Below are 26,337 nucleotides of genomic sequence, written 5' to 3' on the forward strand. Positions count from 1 at the left end.
ACAAATATTGTCTAGCTCAGAGTACCCCATCCAACTAAATAATTATTTAAGCGTGAACTCAACATTTGATGGGGTGCGCGCTTTTTTATTTAAGCTATAGTTAATAACACTATAGCTTTTTTTATAATTCATATTACAAATGATTAAATTATACATATCTGATATACAGTCAATTTGAATTATTGTAGAATGTTTAGTGATATAAAAATATTAGGAGTGGTTGATGTGAATGGGTCAAATCCTATCATTGAATTTAAAGATGTATCATTTCAATATCAAAGTGACGCTGCTTTCACATTAAATCGCGTTTCATTCTCAATACCAGCTGGACAATGGACTTCTATTGTAGGTCACAATGGTTCAGGAAAATCTACTATTGCTAAACTTATGGTAGGTATAGAAGAACCAAGTGAAGGACAAATTCTATTTCAAAATCTACCAGTAGACTCTCAAAATAAGCGAGAAGTGAGGAAACATATCGGAATTGTTTTTCAAAACCCCGATAATCAATTTGTAGGTTCTATAGTTAAATTTGATGTTGCTTTTGGTCTTGAAAACCAACTTGTTCCTTATAAAGAAATGGTATCTAAAGTTAATCAAGTATTAACTGAAGTAGATATGATAAATAAAGCCGATGATGAACCCCATTCACTTTCAGGAGGGCAGAAACAACGTGTTGCCATTGCTGGGGTACTTGCACTTAATCCTGATGTGCTGATTTTAGATGAAGCGACAACGATGCTAGATCCTCATGGAAAGTCATCTTTACTTAACCTTGTAAATGAAGTTAAAGTAAATAATCATGTTACAATTATTTCAATCACTCATGATTTAGATGAAGCAATGCATGCTGATCAAATCATTGTATTGAATAAAGGAACTGTTTTTAAACAAGGAACACCTCAAGATATTTTTAAGTGCGAAGAGGCACTAATATCGGTTGGATTGGACTTACCATTTCCTTTGAAAATGAATCGACTTTTAGGTTTTGATTCAACTTATGTAACTTATGAAGGGTTGATTAAAAAATTATGAGTATACAATTTAATCAAGTGAGTTATATTTATCAACAAGGGACACCTTATGAATTTGAAGCTATTAAAAACGTTTCACTAACTCTTGAACAGGGCAAGTATTATGCAATTATTGGTCAAACTGGAAGTGGGAAATCCACTCTGATTCAACATTTGAATGCTTTATTAAAGCCCACTACAGGTTCAGTCAACATTAATGGTTTAGAAGTTACAAATAAAACTAAAGACAAGCACTTACGTCACATAAGAAAAGAAGTAGGTATAGTATTTCAATTTCCAGAATCCCAATTATTTGAAGATAGCGTTGAAAAAGAAATTGAGTTTGGACCTAAAAATTTTAATATGAACCTAAAAAATGTTAAAGACAAAGCTTTTCAACTTCTTCTTGAATTAGGTTTTTCAAGAAATGTGATGTCATCCTCTCCATTTCAAATGTCGGGAGGACAAATGAGAAAAATAGCCATTGTTTCCATTTTGGCTATGGATCCACAAGTAATTATTCTGGATGAACCGACTGCTGGGTTAGACCCGAATAGTAAACACCAAGTCATGTCTTTAATAAAGAAAATACAAATAGAAGAAAATAAAACGATTATTCTTGTTTCACATGATATGGATGATGTAGCACGTTATTCAGATGAAGTTGTAGTAATGAATAAAGGGACGATAGTAGAAAAATCAAATCCTAGAAATTTATTTAATCAAAAAACGCAATTATTAAAGTGGCATATAGAGTTGCCTAAAGTAGTGAAGTTACAGAAAGATATCGAAAAAAAATATAATATGTTATTTCCAAAGCTTGCCATGAATGAAGAAGAGTTTGTGAAGTTGTATAAGGAGTGGCATCATGAAGAATAAATTAATCATTGGACGATATCTTCCTATGCAATCAATTATTCATCAGCTTGATCCTAGAGCTAAGTTAATATTTGTCTTTTTCTTTATTCTTTTAATTTTTTTCTGTCATTCACTAGGTACATATGCATGGTTGTTTCTTTTTATAATATTATTTATTAAGTTAGCACGTATTCCTTTTTGGTTTTTAATTAAAGGATTAACACCTATCTTTTTCTTCTTGGTTTTCACTTTTTCTATGCATGTGTTATTTACTAATGGAGGTATCGTATTATTTCAATGGAAGTTTATCACTATTGAATCAAATGGTGTTATGGAAGGAATTTATATATCACTAAGATTGATTTTTATAGTTATGATTGCAACAATCATGACACTTTCGACTAGTCCGATTGATTTAACAGATGCTTTTGAAAAATTATTTGTACCTCTTAAAGTGATTAAAGTACCAGTACATCAATTAAGTATGATGATGTCTATTGCTCTAAGGTTTATACCAACATTAATGGACGAATTAGAAAAAATTATACTTGCTCAAAAATCTAGAGGATCAGAAATAAGTTCAGGAAGTTTAATAACACGAATTAGAGCTTTTATACCCATCATGATTCCATTATTTATTTCTGCCTTTCAAAGAGCAGAAGAACTAGCTATAGCAATGGAAGTCAGAGGTTATGATATTAACATCAAACGAACAAGCTATAGGTTATTACATTGGCAATATAAAGACACATTAACAGTCTTACTTTTAATACCTATCGCTACTATATTATTTATTTTAAAATTTTCAGGAGTGTAAATATTGCGTATATTAGTTGAAATTGCTTATCAAGGTAACCAATTTTTAGGTTTTCAAATTCAGCAACAAGGACGAACTGTTCAACAACAATTTGAAAAGATTCTTAAACGAATGCATAAACATCATGTACGAATTCATCCCTCAAGCAGAACAGACAGGGGTGTGCATGCGTATCAGCAATTCTTTCATTTCGATACCGAATTGAATATTGATAACAAACAATGGCAATATGCGATGAATCGAGCTTTACCAGATGATATTTACGTTAAAAATGTACGAAATGTCGACGAGTATTTTCATTGTCGTTATGACTGCGTAGGCAAACGCTATCGTTACAAAGTTTATCAAGGTAATCATCGAAATCCTTTTAAGAGTGGTACTGAAACATTTGTTAATGAAACATTAGACTATGATAAAATGAACAAAGCTGCTCAAGAATTTATAGGTACACATGATTTTACCGGTTTTTGTTCACAGAAAACAGAAGTTGAAAGCAAAGTAAGAACACTATATCAGAGTGAAATTGTTGCTACTAAAGAAGGGTTTGATTATGTCGTAACAGGTTCTGGATTCCTTTATAATATGGTCCGTGTATTGGTAGCTTTCTTAATTGAAGTAGGAAAAGGAAAGCGTGAACCTAATGACGTCCCTAAGCTCTTAGAGGACAAAAATAGAAATAATGTGCCTCTCACAGCTCCACCTGACGGATTATATTTAGAAAAGATTTATTTAAGCCCAGAAGAATTGATACAAGAATATGGGAAAGATGTAAAAATACACTACAAAAAATCGTTGGAAAAACACTAATTGTCATTGACAAAAGTACTGTGAAATTATATGATTATTAACGGTATTGTTTTATATCACCCCACGATAAGCCCCGGAAACTTATTGTGTTACAAGATATATAAGCAAAGCAGAACAACAGTTAATGAAATAAATGAAATCTTACGCTTTTAAATCGTAACAATAATGATAGTTGTTAGTGCAATAAACATAGGTTCGAATGTGATTTATTCGTACTGCAATTAATGAACGAAGCATTTATTTTTAGGAGGACAATTATTATGCGTCAAACATTTATGGCAAATGAATCAAACATTGAGCGCAAATGGTATGTTATTGATGCTGAAGGCCAAACATTAGGTCGTTTATCATCAGAAGTAGCTGCTATATTACGCGGTAAAAATAAAGTAACTTATACACCACATGTTGATACTGGTGATTATGTAATTATCATTAATGCATCTAAAATTGAATTCACTGGTAACAAAGAACAAGACAAAATGTACTACCGTCATTCAAATCACCCAGGCGGTTTAAAATCAATCTCTGCTGGTGAATTAAAAAGAACAAATCCTGAACGTTTATTAGAAACTTCAATTAAAGGTATGTTACCAAGTACACGCTTAGGTGAAAAACAAGGTAAAAAATTATTTGTATATGGTGGCGCTGAACATCCACACGCTGCACAACAACCAGAAAACTACGAGTTACGTGGTTAATTAGAAGGAGGAAATTACATTGGCACAAGTTGAATATAAAGGCACAGGCCGTCGTAAAAACTCAGTAGCACGTGTACGTTTAGTACCTGGCGAAGGTAACATTACTGTTAACGAACGTGATGTACGTGACTACTTACCATTCGAATCATTAATTTTAGACTTAAATCAACCATTTGATGTTACAGAAACTAAAGGTAACTATGATGTTTTAGTTAACGTACACGGTGGCGGATTTACTGGACAAGCTCAAGCAATCCGACATGGAATTGCACGTGCTTTATTAGAAGCAGATCCTGAATACAGAGGTTCTTTAAAACGTGCTGGATTACTTACTCGTGACCCACGTATGAAAGAACGTAAAAAACCAGGTCTTAAAAAAGCACGTCGTTCACCACAATTCTCAAAACGTTAATTTTTGGCGAACAACATTTACACTTCCCGTTTATTGGGAAGTGTTTTTTTTATAATTTAAGACTGAGACAATTAGATGTCCCAGTCTTTATTATTGAGTAGGATTTAGATTATTCATTTAAAAAGCACTTTATTCAAGCTTTTTCAATACTATGCTATGCCCTAAAATTAAGAAAGTTTCATCAAGAAATTCTATGGATTTGACGTGTTTGATTTTGGAGCATGAGTAGTGGATTTTGAACTTAATTTGACTTCTATGTTACTTAACTATTACTATTTACAATTTCTTCTATAACACTAGTCATATCATCGTGTATAACTAAGCTAGCTGTATGATCATATGGAGTTGCATCTCTATTAATGATAACTAGGTTGTCACCTTTAAATTCTGATACAAAACCAGCAGCAGGTTGTACAACAAGTGATGAACCTAATACGATGAGCGTATCTGCATGTTGAATTTTATCTAATGCCTTGAAGACTGTTTTTTGATTTAACATCTCGCCGTATAAAACAATATCAGGTCTGATGACGTTACCACATTTTTCACAATATTTGAGATGATGTGTCATGACATATGATTTTGAGTACTCCTCATAACAGTTAATACAATAAAAGCGATTAAGTGTACCATGTAGCTCATCAATATTGTGACTACCTGCATCTTCGTGTAAACCATCTATATTTTGAGTGATGACGCCAAGTGATTTTTGCTGATTTTCCAGTTGTGCAATCCATTGATGAACAATATTAGGTTTTTTATCGGCAATTAAAAGTCTTTCATGATAAAAGTTTATAAAACTTTCTTTATTATCATGTAAATGATCAATGCTAAGCAAATACTCTGGAGACTGTCCATCTTTTGATATTTCATCATACAAGCCACCCATTGAGCGAAAATCTGGAATTCCGCTTGCAACTGAAACACCAGCTCCTGTAAAGAAAACAATTTGATTAGAGTTGTTTACGATATCTTTTAACTGTTGAATATCTGGTTTTTTCATTTGTTTTCACCTCATTATCATAGATATTATGTAAGTACTTATTTATTATCAACTACAATATAATTTAATATTAAAGAATTCATGTTATGATTTAAAGTAATGATTGAAGTTATTTCTAAATTTTTAATGAAAATCAGTAGTATTTTTGAAAATCAAAATAATCATATAAAAAGTAAAAGTTGATATTGAAAGCTACAATATAAATTTTAAATTCGTAAGATAGTAAATGATAAACTTCTAAAATAATGAATCTGTTTCAATATTATGATATATAGTAATTATAGGAAGTGAATAAATCAATGAACAAATATGATAGGTTAGATGAAATCACAAAATTAGTAAATAAACGAGGTTCTGTAAGAACAAATGAAATCGTCGAAGATCTAAATGTGTCAGATATGACTGTGCGCCGTGATCTCGCAGAGCTTGAAGAAAAAGGTGTTCTCACTAAAATACATGGTGGTGCTCGTAGTAATTCAGCTTTCCAATATAAAGAAATGTCTCATCAAGAAAAACATACACGTTTTATTGAAGAAAAACGATTTATAGCAAAGAATGCAGTAGATTTAATTGAAGATGGAGATACTATTTTCTTAGGTCCTGGTACTACAGTTCAAAAATTAGCTGAAGAAATAAATCATTATTCATTAACAATTATTACTAATTGTTTACCAGTATTTAATATATTAATAAAAAAACAAACGTTACATTTCAGAGTCTATTTATTAGGTGGGGAAATGCGTGATTTAACTGAAGCATTTGTAGGTGAGATGACAAATCAGTTATTAAGTCAACTAAGATTTAGTAAAATGTTTTTTAGTAGTAATGGTGTTAAAGATGGTCTAGCTATGACATCCTCAATAGAAGAGGCTTATACGCAACAAATTGCACTTAGCCATTCGTTGGAAAAATATTTACTGATTGACTCTTCAAAAATTGGTAAGGATGATTTTTCATCATTTTGTGAGCTTCGTGAACTCAATGCAGTTTTAACAGATAATAATGACTTGGAAAAGAAAGAAAAAATAGAATCATATGTTGAGGTTATTAGCTAAAGTCTTTAACATATTGTCTTTAAAGTGAATATAAATATATTTAAGCATCATAATAATGTCAATTAAACATTATTATTAAGCAATAAAATCAGATGATAAGAATTTTAAAATTAAATAAGTAGTTTAAGTAGAAGTAGCAATAAAGTTTTTTAAATTTATTGCTACTTTTTTGTTTAAATAAACATTTTGCATAGAGAAAAACAGCAATTTCTTTTTAAATCAACATATATCAAACAAAAATACGTGACAATTGTTTGTTATATGTTGATTATTTGTTTAAATATGTTTATAATTTAGGTGTAAATATTTGAAAGCGCTTTTTCAAAAACACATGTGTTTAATCACCTTAATTCAAAAAAGGAGACTTATTATGACGATTATTATTGGTTCAGATGTAGATGGCAAACGCTTAAAAGAATTAATTAAAGATTATTTGGAAGACAACGATTATGATGTTTTAGATGTTACAGAAGGAAAAGATCTAGACTTTGTTGATTCAACAGTCTCTGTAGCTAAAGAAGTTCAAAAGTCCGACGACAATCTAGGTATTGCTATAGATGCCTATGGTGCAGGTAGTTTTATTGTAGCAACTAAAATTAAGGGAATGATTGCGGCTGAGGTTTCAGATGAGCGTTCAGCTTACATGACACGTAGCCATAATAATGCACGCATGATTACTATGGGAGCTGAAATTGTTGGAGATACGCTTGCTAAGAATGTCGCAAAAGAATTTGTCAATGGTCATTACGATGGTGGACGTCATCAAATCCGCGTAGATATGTTAAATAAAATGTGTTAATAGGAGGAATAAAAATGAAAATTGCAATAGGTTGCGATCATATTGTTACTGATACAAAAATGGAAGTTTCACAACACTTAAAATCACAGGGACATGAAGTGATAGATGTTGGAACTTATGATTTCACACGTACACATTATCCGATTTATGGAAAAAAGGTAGGAGAAAAAGTTGCGAGTGGTGAAGCAGATTTAGGTGTATGTATTTGTGGTACTGGTGTAGGAATTAGTAATGCTGCAAACAAAGTACCAGGTGTTAGAACTGCTTTAGTTAGAGATATGACATCAGCGCTTTATTCTAAAGAAGAGTTAAACGCCAATGTTGTAAGTTTTGGCGGTAAAGTAGCAGGTGAATTATTTATTTTCGACATCGTTGATGCATTCATTGAGGCAGAGTACAAACCTACTGAAGAAAATAAAAAATTAATTGCTAAAATCAATCATTTAGAAGCACATAACAATGACCAAGCTGATCCACATTTCTTCGACGAGTTCTTAGAAAAATGGAATAAAGGTGAATATCACGATTAAGGAAGATGTCCAATGATTTTAACATTAACTTTAAATCCCTCAGTTGATATATCTTATCCTTTAGATCAGTTTAATTTAGATACTGTTAATAGGGTATCTCAAACAAGCAAAACAGCAGGCGGTAAAGGATTAAATGTTACTAGAGTATTGTCTGAATTTGGTGAAGACGTAATAGCAAGTGGTTTTTTAGGTGGAGCATTAGGTCAATATATTGAAGAACAAATAGAAACTACTCGTATTAAACAAGCATTTTTCAAAATCAAAGGCGACACACGAAATTGTATTGCAATACTACATGAGGGACAACAAACTGAAATCCTTGAAAAGGGTCCCACGATTGAACTTAAGGAATCAGAGGAATTCAAGTCACATCTATTAAAACTTTTCAAAGAAACTGATGTGGCTGTTATGTCTGGTAGTCTGCCCAAAGGACTTAATACTGATTATTATACGGATATTGTGAGATTAGCAAAAGAACAAGGAATTTTGACCATTTTAGATAGCTCTGGTCAATCACTTGAGGAAGTTCTTATTAGTAATGAGAAACCTACAGTAATTAAACCAAATATAGATGAATTATCACAACTTTTAAATTACAAAGTAACTAATGATATTAAAGAATTGAAAGTGGCATTAAGTCAGCCAATATTTAATGATATTGAATGGATTATTGTTTCATTGGGCAGTGAAGGTGCTTTTGCAAAACATAATCAAAAATTTTATAAGGTGAATATTCCCAACATTAAAGTAGTTAATCCTGTTGGGTCAGGAGATTCTACTGTAGCAGGTATTGCTTCTGGACTCATTCATCAACAAACCGATGAAGAGTTATTAAAAAAAGCAAATGCATTCGGAATGCTAAATGCAATGGAACAACAAACAGGTCATATTAATACAGATAAATTTGACGAAATATTCAAACAAATAGAAGTTATAGAGGTGTAATTTATGACAAAATCACAACAAAAAGTGTCATCAATTGAGAAATTAAGTAATCAAGAAGGTATTATTTCAGCTTTAGCATTTGATCAACGTGGTGCATTAAAAAGAATGATGGCAGAACATCAATCTGAAACACCAACAGTTGAGCAAATAGAACAATTAAAAGTACTTGTTTCTGAAGAATTAACTCAATATGCGTCTTCAATTTTATTAGATCCAGAATATGGTTTACCAGCATCAGATGCTCGAAATAATGACTGCGGACTATTACTTGCATACGAAAAAACTGGATATGATGTGAATGCGAAAGGTCGTTTGCCAGATTGCTTGGTAGAATGGTCTGCGAAACGTTTGAAAGAGCAAGGGGCCAATGCAGTTAAATTTTTACTTTATTATGATGTAGATGACACAGAAGAAATTAACATACAAAAGAAAGCATATATTGAACGAATTGGTTCAGAATGTGTTGCCGAAGATATTCCTTTCTTCTTGGAAGTTTTAACATATGACGACAATATTCCTGACAATAAAAGTGCAGAATTCGCTAAAGTTAAGCCACGTAAAGTTAATGAAGCAATGAAGTTATTCTCTGAAGATCGTTTTAATGTGGATGTACTTAAAGTTGAAGTACCTGTGAATATGAATTTTGTGGAAGGATTTTCAGAAGGAGAAGTTGTTTATACTAAAGAAGAAGCTGCACAACATTTCCGTGATCAAGATGCAGTTACTCACTTACCATATATTTATTTAAGTGCAGGTGTATCAGCAGAATTGTTCCAAGATACATTAAAATTTGCGCATGATTCTGGTGCGCAATTCAATGGTGTTTTATGTGGACGTGCCACATGGTCAGGAGCAGTTAAGGTATACATTGAAGAAGGAGAGCAAGCTGCCAGAGAATGGTTGCGTACGGTAGGATTTAAGAATATTGATGATTTGAATACAGTATTGAAAACAACAGCTACATCATGGAAAAACAAATAATGTAAGGGAGGATATTCAAATGAATAGAGATGAGGTACAATTACTCGGATTTGAAATTGTTGCCTATGCTGGGGATGCACGTTCAAAATTATTAGAAGCTTTAAATGCTGCTAAAGATAGTGAATTTGATAAAGCAGAACAACTTGTAGAGGAAGCGAATGAATGTATTGCTAATGCACATAAAGCACAAACCAATCTTCTAGCTCAAGAGGCTAAAGGCGAGGATATCGCATATAGTATCACTATGATTCATGGTCAAGACCATTTAATGACAACATTACTTTTAAAAGATTTAATGAAGCATTTAATTGAATTATACAAAAAAGGGAGCTGACCCCTATGAATAAATTAATAGCATGGATAGAAAAAGGAAAGCTATTCTTTGAAAAAATATCACGAAATATTTATTTAAGAGCGATTCGTGATGGATTTATTGCTGCTATTCCAATTATCTTATTCTCAAGTATATTTATTTTAATTACCTATGTACCAAATGTGTTTGGTTTTACTTGGAGTAAAACTATGGAAGGTATATTGATGAAACCCTATAACTATACAATGGGAATAGTTGGTTTGCTTGTAGCAGGAACCACAGCTAAATCTTTAACTGATTCTTACAATCGAAAACTAGATAAAACGAATCAGATTAACTTTATTTCGACAATGATGGCAGCTATTTGTGGATTTTTATTCTTAGCTGCTGATCCTGTTAAAGATGGTGGATTTTCAAGTGCATTTATGGGAACAAAAGGTTTATTGACAGCCTTTATTTCTGCGTTTATTACCGTGATTGTTTATAATTTCTTTGTCAAAAGAAATATTACCATTAAAATGCCTAAAGAAGTACCACCAAATATATCTCAAGTATTTAAAGATATTTTCCCTTTATCAGCCGTAATTTTAATTTTGTATGCTTTAGACTTACTTTCTAGAGCAATAGTCCACACGAATGTAGCAAATGCAGTATTAAAAGTATTTGAGCCACTATTTACTGCGGCAGATGGTTGGATTGGGGTAACACTCATATTCGGTGCGTTTGCGTTCTTCTGGTTTGTAGGTATTCATGGACCTTCTATTGTTGAACCAGCGATTGCAGCAATTACTTATGCGAACCTTGAAACAAATTTACACTTAATACAAGCTGGAGAACATGCTGATAAAGTAATTACACCGGGTACACAGATGTTCGTAGCAACTATGGGAGGAACCGGTGCAACATTAGTTGTTCCATTTATGTTTATGTGGTTAACAAAATCAAAAAGAAATAAAGCGATAGGTAGAGCATCAGTCGTACCTACATTCTTTGGTGTCAATGAACCCATACTTTTTGGTGCACCACTAGTACTAAATCCGGTATTCTTTATACCTTTTATTTTTGCACCTATAGTAAATATATGGATTTTTAAATTTTTTGTTGATGTTTTAAATATGAATAGTTTTAGTATCTTTTTACCTTGGACTACTCCTGGTCCACTCGGTATTGTTATGGGGACTGGATTTGCATTTTGGTCATTTGTGTTAGCAATATTACTTATTGTTGTTGATGTGATTATTTACTATCCATTCTTAAAAGTATACGATGAACAAGTGCTTGAAGAAGAATTAGGAAATAAAGAAGCAAATAATGAATTAAAAGAAAAAGTATCAGCAAACTTTGATACGAAAAAAGCCGATGCTATTTTAGCAACTGCAGGGGCAAGTGAAGCGGATACTGATGATACATCTTCAGTTGATGAAACAACTTCTACATCCTCTACAGATACTATTAGTGAACAAACAAATGTTTTAGTTTTATGTGCAGGTGGAGGTACAAGTGGTTTACTAGCTAATGCTTTAAATAAAGCTGCTGAAGAGTATGAAGTACCAGTAAAAGCAGCAGCAGGTGGTTATGGTGCACATATGGATATTATGAAAGATTATCAATTAATTATCTTAGCACCACAAGTTGCTTCGAATTTTGAAGATATTAAACAAGATACTGATCGCTTAGGAATTAAATTAGCCAAAACTGAAGGCGCTCAATATATCAAGTTAACAAGAGACGGTGAGGCGGCTTTAGAATTTGTAAAACAACAATTTAACAATTAAAAAGGAGTTTTATATATGACTAAGAAATTACCTGATGACTTTATTTTTGGTGGAGCAACCGCTGCTTATCAAGCAGAAGGAGCTACTCAGACTGATGGTAAAGGGCGTGTCGCTTGGGACACGTATTTAGAGGAGAATTATTGGTACACAGCTGAACCAGCAAGTGATTTTTATAACAGATATCCTGTTGACTTGGAATTAAGTGAACGCTTTGGTGTAAATGGTATACGTATCTCAATTGCTTGGTCTCGTATTTTTCCTAAAGGTTACGGTGAAGTGAATCAAAAAGGTGTCGAGTATTATCATAATCTTTTCAAAGAATGTCATAAACGTCATGTTGAACCTTTTGTAACATTACATCACTTTGACACACCAGAGGTACTTCACAAAGATGGAGATTTCTTAAATCGTAAAACAATAGACTATTTTGTAGATTATGCTGAATTTTGTTTTAAAGAATTTCCAGAAGTTAAGTATTGGACAACATTCAATGAAATTGGGCCGATTGGTGATGGTCAATATTTAGTTGGTAAATTCCCTCCAGGTATCAAATATGACTTTGAAAAAGTATTCCAATCTCATCATAATATGATGGTTGCACACGCACGTGCTGTTAAACTTTTTAAAGATGAAAATTATAAGGGAGAAATAGGTGTTGTCCATGCATTACCTACAAAATATCCATATGATCCATCTAATCCTGAAGATGTGAGAGCAGCCGAACTTGAAGACATTATTCATAATAAATTTATTTTAGATGCAACATACCTTGGTAAGTACTCACGTGAAACGATGGAAGGAGTACAACACATCTTATCTGTGAATGGTGGTCAATTAGAGATTTCTGATGAAGACTACAAAATTTTAGATGAAGCTAAGGATTTAAACGATTTCTTAGGTATTAATTATTATATGAGTGACTGGATGCGTGGTTTTGAAGGCGAATCTGAAATAACACATAATGCCACTGGTGATAAAGGTGGATCTAAGTATCAACTTAAAGGTGTAGGACAACGTGAATTTGATGTTGATGTTCCTAGAACCGATTGGGATTGGATGATTTATCCACAAGGTTTATATGACCAAATTATGCGTGTAGTAAAAGATTATCCGAATTATCATAAGATTTATATTACTGAAAATGGATTAGGATATAAAGATGTATTCGACGAAAAAGAAAAAACAGTACATGACGATGCACGAATTGACTATATTAAACAGCATCTAAGTGTGATAGCAGATGCGATTGCAGATGGTGCCAATGTTAAGGGATACTTCTTATGGTCTCTTATGGATGTATTTTCATGGTCAAATGGTTATGAAAAAAGATACGGTTTATTCTACGTTGATTTTGAAACACAGGAAAGATTCCCTAAGAAAAGTGCATATTGGTACAAAGAACTTGCAGAAAGTAAAGAAATTAAATAAAAGCTAAATATTAACTAGTAAATAAGGCATCTAACTAAGCGCACTTATTAAAGTATTTAAAACAAAAACGATTATTTCCAATGAAAATGATTTGGAAATAATCGTTTTTTAATACGTATATTCATTTTCAAGTAAAGTAGTTTAAAATGAAGTTATGTCTAATTGTGATATATCTTATCGAACCAAGATTATTTTAAAGTAATCCCATAAATCAAATAATTTATTACTAATAATAGTATAATTAATAAATAAACATGAAGAGGGGTAATGATGAAGTCAAAATTCACAATTCTATTATTTACAATCTTTTCTACAACAGTATTAGTTTTGGTTATTATTTATAACAAAACTCAATCCCAATCATACATTTCGACTCACTATTCTAATAATAAAATAAAAACAACAGCAACACTTTTTTTACATGGTTATGGTGGTAGCGAACGCTCAGAAACGTTTATGGTCAAACAAGCGTTAAATAAAAATGTAACCAATGAGGTGATAACCGCTAGAGTGAGTAGTGAAGGAAAAGTATATTTTGATAAAAAATTAAGTGAAGATGCAGCAAACCCTATTGTCAAAGTAGAATTTAAAGATAATAAAAATGGAAATTTTAAAGAAAATGCTTATTGGATTAAAGAAGTTCTATCACAACTAAAAAGTCAATTTGGAATTCAACAATTTAATTTTGTAGGACATTCAATGGGGAACATGTCATTTGCTTTTTACATGAAAAATTATGGGGACGATCGACATTTGCCACAACTTAAAAAGGAAGTTAATATAGCGGGAGTTTATAACGGGATTTTGAATATGAATGAGAACGTGAATGAAATTATCGTTGATAAACAGGGGAAACCAAGTAGAATGAATGCCGCATATCGGCAATTGTTATCACTGTATAAGATTTATTGTGGTAAGGAAATAGAAGTTTTAAATATCTACGGAGATTTAGAAGATGGCTCACATTCAGATGGACGTGTGTCAAATAGCTCTTCTCAATCGCTTCAATATTTACTAAGAGGTAGCACTAAGTCTTATCAAGAAATGAAATTTAAAGGTGCAAAGGCACAACATAGTCAATTACATGAGAATAAAGATGTTGCAAATGAAATCATACAATTCTTATGGGAAACTTAAAAGTAGTAAACAAAACGCACGATTGAATGATAACTTGACTTTCAAGTGAATCAATCGTGCGTCTTTTAGTAATAGTCTAAAATTCATCGCGTGAACAAGATGGAATCAATTCATTCGCAATTAACTCAATTAATTCCATTCTAGCGTCTTCACCAAATACATGAGGTAAGATGATGATTTCATCCACTTTAAATTGTTGATGAAGTAAGGTAAGTTGTTCCGCAACATCATTTGGCATTCCGTATATGATTTTCGATTTCATCTTTTCAAGCTTTTCTAATTCTCGTTGACTATAATGCTTGTTCTGTGCTGTTTCAATCGATGGATAACTCTTAGGTTGATTTAAATAGTTAATACGCATCAACCAAAGTTGAAGCGTATGTAGCAATTGTTTAACTCTAGATAAATTAGAAGCTGTTACCACAAAAGTTGCTAAAATAACATATGGTTTCGCATTATTAATTTCACCATGATAAGCTTTAAAATATTTTCTATAAGTGCTTATAGCTTCATGAAGGTCTGTCTCAGATTGTCCCATTCGTGCAATAACAAAAGGTAGTCCGCGCTGAGCAGCTAATTTTGCGCTTCTATTACTCATACCTAAAATATATAGTTGAGGAAATGAAGTAACCATAGGTGTAGCTAATAATGATTTAAAACGATGGTCTTGAGTTGTATCGTTATTGAAGTATTTAAGCAAATCAGTAATCTGAGTATTGAATGGTAATTTTTCATTTTTGTTTTCATTTAGTGCTGCATTAACATTTTTAAAGCTTGGCGAACGTCCGATAGCCATATCGATACGTTGGGGGTGTCTTGCTTCCATAATTTTAAATTGCTCAGCTACTTTATAAGGACTATAATGTGGTAACATCACACCTCCACTACCAACTCTGATGTGTTGTGTGTGTTCTAAAATCGACATCATTATTATTTCAGGTGCACTAGAAACGACAGAATAAACTTGATGATGTTCTGCAACCCAGTATCGTAAGTACCCAAGTTTCTCAGCGTGTTGGGCTAATTTAATACTATGCTTTAGGGCGTCATTTGGGGTACGCCCTTCGAACAACGGGACATAATCAAGTAAACTTAATCTCATGAACACACATCTCCTCTTCATTTATATTCAGGATACTATAAATATTATTATACAAATGATATGTAATGATTGCGATTGAATTGTTTAGGGTAACACAATAACATAAACTACTATTATAAGGATGATGATGATATGAATAATGAACAAATAGTATTTAATAAAGTACCAGACGGAATGCCACAAGACGATACATTTAAATATGAAGATATAGATGTTATTGAACCTTCAGAAAATGAATTGCAATTGAAAACATTATATATATCGGTTGATCCATATATGAGAGGACGTATGACAAATGCTGATTCTTATGTAGATCCGTTCAAACAAGGGGAACCGTTCAATGGACATACGGTATCTAAAGTTTTGAAATCCAAGGATAGTAATTTTGATGAAGGTGATATAGTAGTGGGTATGCTACCTTGGAGAAAAATAAATACAGTAAATAGTGAGTATGTTAACAAAGTACCTACTTCTGACGTACCATTACATCTTTATCTTAGTGTGTTGGGGATGCCTGGTCAGACTGCTTATCATGGATTACTTGATATTGGACAACCTAAAGAAGGTGAAACAGTAGTTATTTCAGCAGCTTCAGGTGCAGTTGGTTCAGTTGTGGGCCAAATTGCGAAGCTTAAAGGTTGCAGAGTCGTTGGTATAGCTGGTGGAGATAAAAAAGTGAACTATCTAAAAAATGAACTTCGTTTTGATGCTGGTATCGATTACAAAAAAGATAATTTCCCTGAAGCGTTAAAAGAAGCGGTGCCTAACGGTATAGATGTCTACTTCGAAAATGTAGGTGGATATATTGGCGATGAAGTCTTCAAACATCTCAATACACATGCAAGAATTCCTGTTTGTGGTGCGATTTCATCCTATAATCATCCAGAAAAAGATATTGGACCACGCATTCAGCAAACATTGATTAAAAATCAAGCAATGATGAGAGGTTTCATAGTAGCAGAATTCGCTGATGGTTTTAAAGAAGCGAGCAAACAATTAGCTCAATGGGTTCAAGAGAATAAAATTAAAACACAAGTTTCAGTAGAAGATGGTTTTGATAAAGTGCCGCAAGCCTTTAGAAATCTGCTAACTGGTGATAATTTTGGTAAACAAGTTATTAAAGTGGCAAGTGAATAAAAGCAAAGCATTAATTTACTTGTCGATAAAACGTTTGCACTATAAGTGGTAAATTGAAGTGATATAATAAAATTAAATAATTTTAAAGAGGTGGCACTATGAAAGCGATAGGATTTAAGTCTTCATTCCAATTAGATGAAGGAAATTGTTTTGAGGAATTTAACTTTGATATACCTCATCCATCCGGCCATGAATTATTAGTCAAGGTTCAAAGTATTAGTGTGAATCCTGTTGATACAAAACAGCGTACAATGCCAGTTGACAAAGCGCCACGTGTACTTGGCTTTGATGCTGTTGGTGTGATTGAAAAGATAGGAGATCAAGTGTCAATGTTTCAAGAAGGGGACGTCGTTTTTTATTCAGGTTCTCCTAACCAAAATGGTTCGAATGAAGAATACCAATTAATAGAGGAATATTTAGTAGCTAAAGCACCTACAAATTTGAAAAGTGAACAAGCAGCTAGCCTACCTTTAACTGGGCTAACAGCTTATGAAACGCTTTTCGATGTTTTTGGAATTTCAAAAGAACCATCTGAAAATAAAGGTAAATCATTGTTAATAATTAATGGAGCAGGTGGTGTAGGTAGTATTGCAACACAGATAGCGAAATTTTATGGGTTGAAGGTTATTACAACTGCTTCGAGAGAGGATACTATAAAGTGGTCTGTTAATATGGGTGCTGATGTTGTACTGAATCATAAGAAAGATTTAAGTCAACAATTTAAAGATAATCATATTGAGGGTGTTGACTATATCTTTTGTACATTCGATACAGATATGTATTATGAAATGATGGTTAACTTAGTTAAACCTAGAGGACATATTGCGACAATTGTCGCATTTAATTCGCAACAAGATTTAAATTTATTGAAATCTAAAAGTGTAACATTTACGCATGAATTTATGTTTTCAAGACCATTACACCATACAGATGATGTAATCAAACATCATGAATATCTTAAGGATATAACAGAAAAGGTTGAACAGGGATATTATCAACCAACTACCACGAAAGTTATCGACGGATTAGATGTAGATAGCCTTTATGAAGCGCATCAAATTTTAGAGTCTCATTCTATGATTGGTAAGCTTGTTATCAATCTTAAGTAAAAAACGTCATAAAAATCTTAGTATATGCATGAAAAGGTGATAACATTTAATATCCTAATTCAGTTTGAAGATTTAATATGAAACGTAATCCATACGAGACAAGCGTTTATTTTAACTCAGTGATTAATTATTAATACACTATAAAAGCCTGGATCAATTGATGTTCCAGGCTTTTATATTTGTCATTTGAAATTATTAATCATTTCAAACAGAGTGTGATAGAACATGTATATTTAATCTTTTGATGTAATGTTTTAGTAGATTATAACCATGAATTTTAATTTAACCACTTTTACTTTATTTGAATGATGATATTCTTACTTAAGTCTACTATTTGTATCAATAGTGTTTAAATATGCTTAGTTCCTGCCTAGTGATTAATATCATTTTATATAAGTTAGCGTAATATTTTGTTCTTATACGCAGTCAACATAAAGTCATTACAATATAGCTTATAGTGACTGTATTACCATTTTCATGAATGGCTATTTCAATTATTCGATTCTAATACAAATATCCAATAAAAGAACAACCTAGACGTTATCAGACATATATAACACCAGACAAGAAAAAACATATATTAAAATTTAAAGCTCTATAATGAAATTAAAATTAATTTGCTTAATTCTGGTTTTCAATTAAAAAAATAGGGAATAATGACTGTAAGCTGTACTTCTTTAAATATATTTTAATTAAGATATCAATTTGAATTATTAATGTTTTAAAAAATATTTATAGGGTACCTAATTGATGTATAATCTAAAATTAACTTTTGCTAAGGAGGTGACGTGCGAGGTGAAAAGACTTAAGAATTTTATTCTCGGCTTACTCATTGTGGCTATAGTTGGCTTCCTATTATTTATGTATATAGATGATAGTCGCATTCAAAGTTATCAAGACTACTTCTTACAATTTAATTGGTTCCAACCACTATTGATTGGGCTTGCAGGATTACTTATATTAATCGGACTTATATTAGTACTTAGTATTTTTAAACCTACGCATCGCAAACCTGGACTTTATAAAAACTTTGATGATGGACATATTTACGTATCACGTAAAGCTGTTGAAAAAACAATTTACGATACAATCGCTAAATATGATCAAGTTAGACAACCAAATGTTGTAAGTAAGCTTTATAACAAAAAGAATAAATCATTTATTGACATCAAAGCAGATTTCTTCGTACCAAACCATGTTCAAGTTAAGAGTTTAACAGAGAGTATCCGTGCTGATATCAAAAGTAATGTTGAACACTTTACTGAAATTCCTGTTAGAAAATTAGAAGTTAACGTACGTGATCAGAAAACATCTGGTCCACGTGTATTGTAAGGGAGGGATACCATGGCTGATAATAACAATCAAAACGGACAAGACGCTACTCAACAATTTATAAATATTTTAAAATCGTTTAAATGGCGTATTATTGGATTTTTAGCATTTTTAATTATAGCTATATTATTCCTAACTCTCGGATTTTGGAAGACAATTTTAATTATAGTGTTATGTTTAATAGGAATCGGTATCGGGTATATTAAAGACCGTACACAAGATTTCTTAAACTTCCTAAATAGATGGAGTTAGACTCAGATATTAAGAAGTTTCTAATCAATTAATTTATGAATAAAACTAATTTAAAAATAAAGGAGAATGTATTATGGCAGTAGATAACAATAAAGCTAAACAAGCATATGATAATCAAACAGGTGTTAATGAACAAGAAAGAAAAGAGCAACAACAAGCTCAAAATAATCAACCTCAATTTGAAAACAAATTAACTTTCTCAGATGAAGTAGTTGAAAAAATTGCAGGTATTGCAGCACGTGAAGTTAAAGGAATTTTAGACATGAAAGGTGGCTTCACAGATAGCTTTACTAACGCTTTCTCAAACGGTAACAATGTAACTACAGGCGTATCTGTAGAAGTTGGAGAAAAACAAGCTGCTGTAGATTTAAAAGTTATTTTAGAATATGGTGAATCTGCACCTAAAATTTTCCGTAAAGTGACAGACTTAGTTAAAGAACAAGTAAAATATATTACTGGTTTAGAAGTTGTTGAAGTTAACATGCAAGTTGACGACGTAATGACAAAAAAAGAATGGCAACAAAAAAATGAAAAAGATAACAAAGAAAACAATGAAAGAGAAGGTTTAAAATAATCAATCTCTTGATGTATATCAAAAAAGCACTTGAGCATGACGCTCAAGTGCTTTTTGATTTTATAAATCATTCTTTCTATGAAGTGGATTATGCACTTTAATATACGTATATTCATGTGCTTGATCCTCTAAACGCATTGTTGTGACACACTTATAATCGATTTCGGATGCGAAAATAGTGCGCTTGATGTTGTTGAGATGTTGTTTTGAAATGTGAGTCATGTGATTAAAAATGTCTTCTACTGTTTGTGAAATAATTTGCCATATTTCTTGTTCAAGGACTTTACTATTAGAATATTTAGCTATTGTAATAACGAGTTCACCTAAATGATTTTGAACTGTTGAATAGAACATTTTATTAAATACTGATGTTTTAGAATTTGTAAGGATTCTAGATTTTTCATGGAAATGTCTAGTGGTAAATCCAGCATTATTCAATTGTTCATTATCAATACGTAATCCTTCAAAGTCCCTGATATAAATCATATTTAGTGAGCCATCTTTATTAAAAGTTGCCACTGAATTTTGTAAATGTGCCTCTAGCGAAATTCCATATTTTGAATAAAGAGGGATAACTAAGCCAAGAAGAGCTTTGCTATAGTCTTTAATCCATTGTTTCGCTGCTTCTTCATAATTTTTATATTGATACGTATTTTGATACGTTTTGATTAACGTACAGATTGGTGCTTCAGTATTATAAGGATAGGTCGCAACCAAACTTGATGGAATTACTGGCACTGTTTCATTAGATATAAATTGATATAAATTATTTCTAAACAAAGTCCCTAATTGTTCACTTCTATCTGTTTGAATTGCCTCATTGTCGTTTCGATTATAAAAGTGAATCCCTGCATTTTCATCGATATAAGTAGATTGATAATGTGAAAAATCTTCATCTTTTGACATAATCTCTCTTAAAATTTGCGTCACTAGTGGTCCATTATATGTCGTTTGTTCAGACAATGTTCGAATCTCACCGGTTATATGTACATTCGTCGATAACTTGATGTGCGGGGATAAATCAGGTTGTTTAGGTACTAACGTTCTAAATGATAGACCGGCATAATATGGTACCGAATGATTACTTATCAATATTAACTTTTCATTTAGTTCATCCCGATAATCACTTTGTAAAATATGTTTTATTTGCCAAGGGTGAACCATCATTAAATGATAATTTTGTAAATTAAAATCTTCGCCAAATTCTTTTTCTAAGGTTTTAATTAAGTCGGGAAACATTTGCTTTACGGCAACATTGTAATCTACATTCGATGATTGAATACGACTTATACTTTTATGAATAAAAACGGCTCTTAGATGAATAACATTACCAAATTCTGATGAATACATAAAGTTTTCCTCAGCATTCATTCCTTTTCTTAACTTAGCACCAGGATGAAGGGGATGACCTTCGATGACAGATTGTTCGGAACGCAAGTAACTATCATTTGCATTTTTAATAAGGTTATATAATGGCGCTCTTTCATTACGCATCGTATAGTGCTGGAAACTTAAAGCAAAAGTCATATTAGCTGCACTATTATTTAAATCATTTCTAAATTGTACGCTAGCCTCGTTATTTAAGTTTTCATCTTCAATTAATATCCAATCTAATATTTGATTAGGATGTAGTACACGTTCAAAATCATCTTCTTTACTTAGATTCTTAAAATAAAAAGGTCCTTCAACATCAATGCGATCGAATGCATGCATTCCAGTTATTGGTGCATACAAATAAATATTAGATGTTGGAAAATAGATTTCTAAAATGGCAATCACATTAACTCCGTATCCAGCAAACTGATGTCGATTAAGTATACGACTATGATCGCGACTTTTTACTAAATTCTCCCTATGTAAAGATGTAATTAAACGTTGACTTACTTTATCACGTCCATCTAATAAATGATCAATATAATTAGAAGACCAATTAGGATTATGATGTTTAAGAAAGTCATATACATTATGTTCATCTTCAGTCATTATTATATTTTGTTTATTTATAAATTGATTGAAATTCATAATTCACCTCTAAAAAATATTTTACAAAAATAAATAACATTTGTATAATCCATATTAATGATAATGATAATTATTATCAATGAAAAAGACAGGTGGAATTTGATGGCAAAATATTTCTTTTCCAGTTCTTTTCTGTTATTTTTAGGAAATTGGATTGGTCAAGTGGGTTTAAATTGGTTCGTACTCACAACATATCATAATGCTGTATATTTGGGTTTAGTTAATTTCTGTCGTCTTATACCTATTTTACTATTAAGTGTTTGGGCAGGATCCATAGCTGATAAATATGACAAAGGGCTTCTGTTACGGATCACTATTACTTCATCATTCATAATTACAGCATTATTGTGTTTACTTACTTATAGTCTTAACAGTATACCGATTTTCATCATTCTTTTATATGCAACATTTAGGGGCATACTAAGTGCTGTAGAAACTCCAGTGAGACAAGCAGTTTTACCTGATTTATCTAGTAAAATTTCTACAACTCAAGCAGTTTCTTTTCATTCGTTCATTATTAATATATGCCGATCAATAGGACCAGCAATAGCAGGTGGATTAATAGCTGTATACCATACACCCACTACATTTTTAGCTCAAGCAGTGTGCTATTTTATCGCAGCAGTTTTATGTATACCTATTCATTTTGAAGTCATATTAAGTCAAAAAGAAGGAAAAGCACTACCACTTAAAGTTGTACTAAATTATTTTAAAAGTAATTTAGAAGGTAGTCAGATATTCATTACGTCTATAATTATTATGGCAACAGGCTTTTCTTACACTACAGTTTTACCAGTATTAACAAACCATATTTTTCCTGGTCAATCGCAAGTGTTTGGTATAGCTATGACTTTTTGTGCGATTGGAGGAATAGTTGCAACAATAGTCTTACCATCAATTTTAAAACACTTGAGTACAGTAAAAATGTATTATCTCAGTTCAATATTATTTGGTATAGCTTTACTAGGTATTATCATACATCATTTAGTAGTTATGTTTATCTGTATTACGTTAATAGGCTTGTTTAGTCAATGGGCTAGAACAACTAATAGAGTTTATTTTCAACATAGTGTAAAGGACTGTGATAGAGGGAAAGTATTAAGTATTATAATGATGGATCGAGGTATGATTCCGTTAGGTAGTTTAATAATGAGCTTTTTCGCGGATATGTTCGGTATTTTAACTACATTTACTATTATGGGAATTAGCACTATCAGTATTTCACTCATTTTTTATATCATACAACGTATTTCGAATATGGAGGAGAGCAATAATGAATCATAAGGAATGGCTTTTAGCTGACAAAAACATCCAATATCGAACGATTAACGCAATGATTAAGGAACATATTGTTTCTGAAGGTATGCGTATTAAAGAAGGTACGTGTAAAGTTGAAATTTTTCTCAATAATCACCTTTTATCGTTAAAAGTAGCGCGAAAAAGTGCCTTAAAAAGATACGTTTTTACTGGTGACATAGTATTAAAAAATAAAAAATTGTCTCAATCAATTGAAAGTTTAGAAGAACTTCTTCAAATACTAACGGAAATATTTCATATCAACATTTCAAAACGATTATACGATGAATTAATACATAGTAGGGATAGTTTGTATGAAACGTACAAACATTTTTATAATAGACAAACACTCATTCATCAGAGTATGAAATTTAGTAAATTACCCGATTCTATAAATTTTATTGCTTGGCTGCAACATTTACAAGATAGTGGTATTACAGATGATTTAAGTTACTCGGAAAGTCTTGTGATAGAAGGGCATCCAACACATCCTTTAACAAAAACTAAATTGCCTCTCAGTACTAATGAATTGAAACTTTATGCACCAGAATTTGAAAAAGTTATTCCATTAAATATTATGCTTATTGAAAAAAATCATGTAGTAACAACAGCAATAAATGATGATCAAAATTTTATTCTAAATCAAGTTATTCCTGAATATCGAGATCGTTTAAAATGCTACCTCGAGCCACTTCGATTAAATCTTAACGATTACAGAGTGATGTTGATACATCCTTGGCAGTATGATCATACTATCGGCGAACAATTTGAAGAATGGATAGCCAAGAAAATCTTACTACCTACACCATTTACTGTTGAGTCCAAAGCTACTTTATCATTTAGAACAATGGATTTAATTCATACACCATATCATGTGAAATTGCCAGTAAATGTTCAAGCTACAAGTGCTGTTAGAACAGTTTCATCAGTTACGACTGTAGATGGTCCTAAGTTAAGCCATGCATTACAAGGATTGCTTCAGGAATTTCCAGAACTTCAAGTCGCGATGGAACCTTATGGAGCTTATGCTCACACGGCATCTGATTTATCAAAACAATTAGCGCTTATCATACGTCAAAAACCTACGATATATGATTATGGTTGTACAGTTGTAACAGCTAGTTTAGTTAATCCTAATCCAATTGATAATCAGGCAGTTGTAGATAGTTATTTAAAATGGATAGAAAATGAAATCACACTTGATCATATTAAGCATTTTATAGCAATTTATACACAAACCTTAGTTACACCGCTTATTGCGTATATTCAAAATTATGGCATAGCACTTGAAGCACATATGCAAAATACGATTGTTAATCTTGGACCTAATTATAAAATGAAATTCATTGTACGTGATTTAGGTGGTTCTCGTATAGATTTAAATACACTTAAACAGAAAGTTCCTCAAATAGATGTTACAAATGAAAGTCTTATTGCAGATACTATTGAAGAGGTTATTGCTAAATTTCAACATGCAGTTATTCAAAATCAACTAGCAGAATTGATTCATCATTTTAATCAGTATGATGAAGTAATAGAAGAAGAATTATTTGAAATTGTGCGTGAAGAAATCGAAATGGCAATCGATAATGACAAGCCACATGCTGAAAAATTGAAAAAAATATTGTTTGGGTCAACTATCACAGTCAAAGCTTTATTAAGTATGAGAATGGAAAATAAAGTGAAAAAATATTTAAATACCAAGTTAGATAATCCAATAAAAAAAGAGGTGTAGTGCATGGCGAATGTTCGTGTCAATTTATCTAAAATTAAATATAATGCCAAAGTACTTCAATCGTTATTAGAACGTAGACATATCCATTTCACACCAGTAATTAAATGTGTCGCAGGGGATAAACGTATTGTATCAAGTATTAAGTCTTTAGGAATTACTCATTTTGCTGAATCAAGACTAGATAACATTGAACAACTCAAAGATTTAGATATTACATTTACATTGTTACGACCTACTGTTGAAGCAGATTTGGAAAAGATGATTTCAAGAGTAGAAATGAGTATCCAAACTGAATTAACCACAATCAAAAAACTTAATACGTTAGCAAAATCACTTGATATTAAACATCAAATCATGCTAATGGTTGACTGGAAAGATGGTAGAGAAGGGGTCTTGACCTATGATGTGGTGCGTTATGTTCAAGAAGTACTTAGATTATCTCACATACAACTTGTTGGCTTGGCATTTAATTTTATGTGCTTTAAATCAGAAGCACCCAATGAAAAAGATGTTCGTATGATAAACAAATTCATACATAATGTAGAAAACGAAACTCATTTTAAGTTTAGAATTATTTCAGGTGGAAATTCGAGTATGTTACCTCAAACACTGTACAATCATTTAGATAAAATCAATGATCTTCGTATAGGGGAGGCATTATTAAGGGGTATAGATACGACGACAAATCATTCAATTAATAGCTTATATCAAAATGCGATAGTATTAGAAGCAGAAATTATAGAGATAAAACCACGTCTATATCAAAAAAATAATCAATCTTATTTACAAGCTATAGTAGATATCGGTTATTTAGATACGTTTATTGAGGGGATAAAACCTCTTGGGAATGATATAAGAATATTAGGTGCATCAAGTGATCATTTGATGATTGATTTAAATAACCAAGATCATTATCAAATCGGTGATAAACTTCAATTTAGCTTGAATTATGAAGCACTGTCTCAGAGCATGTATATGAAAAATTTAACTAAGTTATATAGTAGTGATTCAAAAATAGAATCCCTTGTTCAGAACTTCGATATGCCTATATATTCCCAGTGCTAATAGTTCTTATTTACCTTTAACTCAACGCACCGTCTCAAATTAAATTTGATAGGTTTTACTTATTAAAAACCAGCATTTTTTGTAAACATCATTTGTTCAGAATTGGATTAATTATGAAAATAATAAAATAAGTTATTGACAT

At 31.7% G+C, this 26,337-nt stretch carries 26 protein-coding genes; 23 read left to right on the top strand and 3 right to left on the bottom strand.

What is annotated here, in order from left to right; translation table 11 throughout:
- Window positions 1-225 precede the first annotated feature (225 nt).
- The 6 genes from FNL83_RS03495 (at window position 226) to rpsI (ending at window position 4,605) form a co-directional block, all read left to right on the top strand.
- Entirely contained in the window at window positions 226-1,035 is an 810-nt protein-coding gene (locus tag FNL83_RS03495; protein WP_002469356.1) for an energy-coupling factor transporter ATPase, read from the top strand.
- Window positions 1,032-1,892, top strand: coding sequence for an energy-coupling factor transporter ATPase (locus FNL83_RS03500; RefSeq protein ID WP_002456988.1), 861 nt, complete (start codon window positions 1,032-1,034; stop codon window positions 1,890-1,892). Before FNL83_RS03495 ends, FNL83_RS03500 begins: the two co-directional genes overlap by 4 nt.
- Complete coding sequence (locus FNL83_RS03505) at window positions 1,882-2,688, top strand: energy-coupling factor transporter transmembrane component T family protein (protein ID WP_002456989.1); 807 nt, start codon at window positions 1,882-1,884, stop codon at window positions 2,686-2,688. The genes FNL83_RS03500 and FNL83_RS03505 overlap by 11 nt, the downstream gene beginning before the upstream one ends.
- Window positions 2,689-2,691: 3 nt before the next feature.
- Window positions 2,692-3,495, top strand: coding sequence for a tRNA pseudouridine(38-40) synthase TruA (truA, locus tag FNL83_RS03510; protein ID WP_002456990.1), 804 nt, complete (start codon window positions 2,692-2,694; stop codon window positions 3,493-3,495).
- 260 nt (window positions 3,496-3,755) lie between these two features.
- Window positions 3,756-4,193 carry a 50S ribosomal protein L13 gene (rplM, locus tag FNL83_RS03515; RefSeq protein WP_002469355.1) on the top strand — a complete coding sequence of 146 codons (438 nt, stop codon included), beginning with the start codon at window positions 3,756-3,758 and terminating at the stop codon, window positions 4,191-4,193.
- Between the two features lie 19 nt (window positions 4,194-4,212).
- Window positions 4,213-4,605 (top strand): 30S ribosomal protein S9, encoded by a 393-nt coding sequence (gene rpsI, locus FNL83_RS03520; protein WP_001829714.1) that lies wholly within the window; start codon window positions 4,213-4,215, stop codon window positions 4,603-4,605.
- 262 nt (window positions 4,606-4,867) lie between these two features.
- On the opposite strand, the gene FNL83_RS03525 is transcribed toward rpsI, so the two are convergent.
- On the bottom strand, window positions 4,868-5,608 hold the full coding sequence (locus tag FNL83_RS03525) for an NAD-dependent protein deacylase (protein WP_001829706.1): 741 nt from the start codon (window positions 5,606-5,608) through the stop codon (window positions 4,868-4,870).
- Between the two features lie 299 nt (window positions 5,609-5,907).
- On the opposite strand from FNL83_RS03525, the gene FNL83_RS03530 reads away from it, so the two are divergent.
- The 9 genes from FNL83_RS03530 (at window position 5,908) to FNL83_RS03570 (ending at window position 14,571) form a co-directional block, all read left to right on the top strand.
- Window positions 5,908-6,663, top strand: coding sequence for a DeoR/GlpR family DNA-binding transcription regulator (locus FNL83_RS03530; RefSeq protein WP_001829761.1), 756 nt, complete (start codon window positions 5,908-5,910; stop codon window positions 6,661-6,663).
- Window positions 6,664-7,033: 370 nt separating this feature from the next.
- Window positions 7,034-7,462: a galactose-6-phosphate isomerase subunit LacA gene (lacA, locus tag FNL83_RS03535; protein WP_001829760.1), complete on the top strand. Its 429-nt coding sequence runs from the start codon at window positions 7,034-7,036 to the stop codon at window positions 7,460-7,462.
- Window positions 7,463-7,476: 14 nt separating this feature from the next.
- Window positions 7,477-7,992 carry a galactose-6-phosphate isomerase subunit LacB gene (gene lacB / locus FNL83_RS03540; RefSeq protein WP_001829777.1) on the top strand — a complete coding sequence of 172 codons (516 nt, stop codon included), beginning with the start codon at window positions 7,477-7,479 and terminating at the stop codon, window positions 7,990-7,992.
- 12 nt (window positions 7,993-8,004) lie between these two features.
- A complete protein-coding gene (locus FNL83_RS03545) occupies window positions 8,005-8,937 on the top strand; it encodes a tagatose-6-phosphate kinase (RefSeq protein WP_049387542.1) in 933 nt (310 codons plus the stop codon).
- A 3-nt stretch (window positions 8,938-8,940) separates the two neighbouring features.
- Window positions 8,941-9,918: a tagatose-bisphosphate aldolase gene (gene lacD, locus FNL83_RS03550; RefSeq protein WP_054828585.1), complete on the top strand. Its 978-nt coding sequence runs from the start codon at window positions 8,941-8,943 to the stop codon at window positions 9,916-9,918.
- Window positions 9,919-9,937: 19 nt separating this feature from the next.
- On the top strand, window positions 9,938-10,252 hold the full coding sequence (locus tag FNL83_RS03555; RefSeq protein WP_001829758.1) for a PTS lactose/cellobiose transporter subunit IIA: 315 nt from the start codon (window positions 9,938-9,940) through the stop codon (window positions 10,250-10,252).
- Between the two features lie 5 nt (window positions 10,253-10,257).
- Complete coding sequence (locus tag FNL83_RS03560) at window positions 10,258-12,006, top strand: lactose-specific PTS transporter subunit EIIC (RefSeq protein ID WP_049387541.1); 1,749 nt, start codon at window positions 10,258-10,260, stop codon at window positions 12,004-12,006.
- A 15-nt stretch (window positions 12,007-12,021) separates the two neighbouring features.
- Entirely contained in the window at window positions 12,022-13,434 is a 1,413-nt protein-coding gene (gene lacG / locus FNL83_RS03565; protein WP_001832731.1) for a 6-phospho-beta-galactosidase, read from the top strand.
- Between the two features lie 270 nt (window positions 13,435-13,704).
- Window positions 13,705-14,571, top strand: coding sequence for an alpha/beta hydrolase (locus FNL83_RS03570; RefSeq protein ID WP_002502543.1), 867 nt, complete (start codon window positions 13,705-13,707; stop codon window positions 14,569-14,571).
- Window positions 14,572-14,647: 76 nt separating this feature from the next.
- On the opposite strand, the gene FNL83_RS03575 is transcribed toward FNL83_RS03570, so the two are convergent.
- A complete protein-coding gene (locus FNL83_RS03575) occupies window positions 14,648-15,673 on the bottom strand; it encodes an LLM class flavin-dependent oxidoreductase (protein ID WP_002456994.1) in 1,026 nt (341 codons plus the stop codon).
- A gap of 132 nt (window positions 15,674-15,805) precedes the next feature.
- On the opposite strand from FNL83_RS03575, the gene FNL83_RS03580 reads away from it, so the two are divergent.
- The 5 genes from FNL83_RS03580 to FNL83_RS03600 all read left to right on the top strand — a co-directional run bounded on the left by FNL83_RS03580 (window position 15,806) and on the right by FNL83_RS03600 (window position 20,077).
- On the top strand, window positions 15,806-16,810 hold the full coding sequence (locus FNL83_RS03580; protein ID WP_001829756.1) for an NADP-dependent oxidoreductase: 1,005 nt from the start codon (window positions 15,806-15,808) through the stop codon (window positions 16,808-16,810).
- Window positions 16,811-16,908: 98 nt separating this feature from the next.
- Entirely contained in the window at window positions 16,909-17,919 is a 1,011-nt protein-coding gene (locus tag FNL83_RS03585; protein WP_002456995.1) for a zinc-binding alcohol dehydrogenase family protein, read from the top strand.
- A gap of 795 nt (window positions 17,920-18,714) precedes the next feature.
- Window positions 18,715-19,251: an alkaline shock response membrane anchor protein AmaP gene (gene amaP, locus FNL83_RS03590; RefSeq protein WP_001829712.1), complete on the top strand. Its 537-nt coding sequence runs from the start codon at window positions 18,715-18,717 to the stop codon at window positions 19,249-19,251.
- Between the two features lie 12 nt (window positions 19,252-19,263).
- Window positions 19,264-19,503, top strand: coding sequence for a DUF2273 domain-containing protein (locus FNL83_RS03595; protein ID WP_001829717.1), 240 nt, complete (start codon window positions 19,264-19,266; stop codon window positions 19,501-19,503).
- Window positions 19,504-19,576: 73 nt separating this feature from the next.
- On the top strand, window positions 19,577-20,077 hold the full coding sequence (locus tag FNL83_RS03600) for an Asp23/Gls24 family envelope stress response protein (RefSeq protein ID WP_001829780.1): 501 nt from the start codon (window positions 19,577-19,579) through the stop codon (window positions 20,075-20,077).
- 60 nt (window positions 20,078-20,137) lie between these two features.
- Here FNL83_RS03600 and FNL83_RS03605 read toward each other — a convergent pair whose 3' ends face one another.
- Window positions 20,138-22,099 (bottom strand): IucA/IucC family protein, encoded by a 1,962-nt coding sequence (locus FNL83_RS03605; protein WP_002456996.1) that lies wholly within the window; start codon window positions 22,097-22,099, stop codon window positions 20,138-20,140.
- A 102-nt stretch (window positions 22,100-22,201) separates the two neighbouring features.
- Here FNL83_RS03605 and FNL83_RS03610 point away from each other — a divergent pair, with 102 nt between their 5' ends.
- Genes FNL83_RS03610 through FNL83_RS03620 form a run of 3 tightly spaced genes read left to right on the top strand, consistent with a single transcriptional unit; the run spans window position 22,202 to window position 26,195 of the window.
- Window positions 22,202-23,383, top strand: coding sequence for an MFS transporter (locus FNL83_RS03610; protein ID WP_001829750.1), 1,182 nt, complete (start codon window positions 22,202-22,204; stop codon window positions 23,381-23,383).
- Window positions 23,373-25,130 carry an IucA/IucC family protein gene (locus FNL83_RS03615; RefSeq protein ID WP_002456997.1) on the top strand — a complete coding sequence of 586 codons (1,758 nt, stop codon included), beginning with the start codon at window positions 23,373-23,375 and terminating at the stop codon, window positions 25,128-25,130. The genes FNL83_RS03610 and FNL83_RS03615 overlap by 11 nt, the downstream gene beginning before the upstream one ends.
- A gap of 3 nt (window positions 25,131-25,133) precedes the next feature.
- The gene (locus tag FNL83_RS03620; protein ID WP_001829764.1) at window positions 25,134-26,195 is read left to right on the top strand and encodes an alanine/ornithine racemase family PLP-dependent enzyme; all 1,062 of its coding nucleotides are present in this window, start codon (window positions 25,134-25,136) and stop codon (window positions 26,193-26,195) included.
- Window positions 26,196-26,337 lie beyond the last annotated feature (142 nt).

Origin of the sequence: Staphylococcus epidermidis (assembly GCF_006742205.1) — a bacterium.
GTDB lineage: Bacteria > Bacillota > Bacilli > Staphylococcales > Staphylococcaceae > Staphylococcus > Staphylococcus epidermidis.

Coding starts and splice junctions, on each gene's coding strand:
- FNL83_RS03500 (WP_002456988.1), top strand. CDS start 1,032: ATGAGTATACAATTTAATCAAGTGAGTTATATTTATCAACAAGGGACA.
- FNL83_RS03505 (WP_002456989.1), top strand. CDS start 1,882: ATGAAGAATAAATTAATCATTGGACGATATCTTCCTATGCAATCAATT.
- rplM (WP_002469355.1), top strand. CDS start 3,756: ATGCGTCAAACATTTATGGCAAATGAATCAAACATTGAGCGCAAATGG.
- FNL83_RS03525 (WP_001829706.1), bottom strand. CDS start 5,608: ATGAAAAAACCAGATATTCAACAGTTAAAAGATATCGTAAACAACTCT.
- FNL83_RS03530 (WP_001829761.1), top strand. CDS start 5,908: ATGAACAAATATGATAGGTTAGATGAAATCACAAAATTAGTAAATAAA.
- lacA (WP_001829760.1), top strand. CDS start 7,034: ATGACGATTATTATTGGTTCAGATGTAGATGGCAAACGCTTAAAAGAA.
- lacB (WP_001829777.1), top strand. CDS start 7,477: ATGAAAATTGCAATAGGTTGCGATCATATTGTTACTGATACAAAAATG.
- FNL83_RS03545 (WP_049387542.1), top strand. CDS start 8,005: ATGATTTTAACATTAACTTTAAATCCCTCAGTTGATATATCTTATCCT.
- lacD (WP_054828585.1), top strand. CDS start 8,941: ATGACAAAATCACAACAAAAAGTGTCATCAATTGAGAAATTAAGTAAT.
- FNL83_RS03555 (WP_001829758.1), top strand. CDS start 9,938: ATGAATAGAGATGAGGTACAATTACTCGGATTTGAAATTGTTGCCTAT.
- FNL83_RS03560 (WP_049387541.1), top strand. CDS start 10,258: ATGAATAAATTAATAGCATGGATAGAAAAAGGAAAGCTATTCTTTGAA.
- lacG (WP_001832731.1), top strand. CDS start 12,022: ATGACTAAGAAATTACCTGATGACTTTATTTTTGGTGGAGCAACCGCT.
- FNL83_RS03570 (WP_002502543.1), top strand. CDS start 13,705: ATGAAGTCAAAATTCACAATTCTATTATTTACAATCTTTTCTACAACA.
- FNL83_RS03575 (WP_002456994.1), bottom strand. CDS start 15,673: ATGAGATTAAGTTTACTTGATTATGTCCCGTTGTTCGAAGGGCGTACC.
- FNL83_RS03580 (WP_001829756.1), top strand. CDS start 15,806: ATGAATAATGAACAAATAGTATTTAATAAAGTACCAGACGGAATGCCA.
- FNL83_RS03585 (WP_002456995.1), top strand. CDS start 16,909: ATGAAAGCGATAGGATTTAAGTCTTCATTCCAATTAGATGAAGGAAAT.
- FNL83_RS03595 (WP_001829717.1), top strand. CDS start 19,264: ATGGCTGATAATAACAATCAAAACGGACAAGACGCTACTCAACAATTT.
- FNL83_RS03600 (WP_001829780.1), top strand. CDS start 19,577: ATGGCAGTAGATAACAATAAAGCTAAACAAGCATATGATAATCAAACA.
- FNL83_RS03605 (WP_002456996.1), bottom strand. CDS start 22,099: ATGAATTTCAATCAATTTATAAATAAACAAAATATAATAATGACTGAA.
- FNL83_RS03610 (WP_001829750.1), top strand. CDS start 22,202: ATGGCAAAATATTTCTTTTCCAGTTCTTTTCTGTTATTTTTAGGAAAT.
- FNL83_RS03615 (WP_002456997.1), top strand. CDS start 23,373: ATGAATCATAAGGAATGGCTTTTAGCTGACAAAAACATCCAATATCGA.
- FNL83_RS03620 (WP_001829764.1), top strand. CDS start 25,134: ATGGCGAATGTTCGTGTCAATTTATCTAAAATTAAATATAATGCCAAA.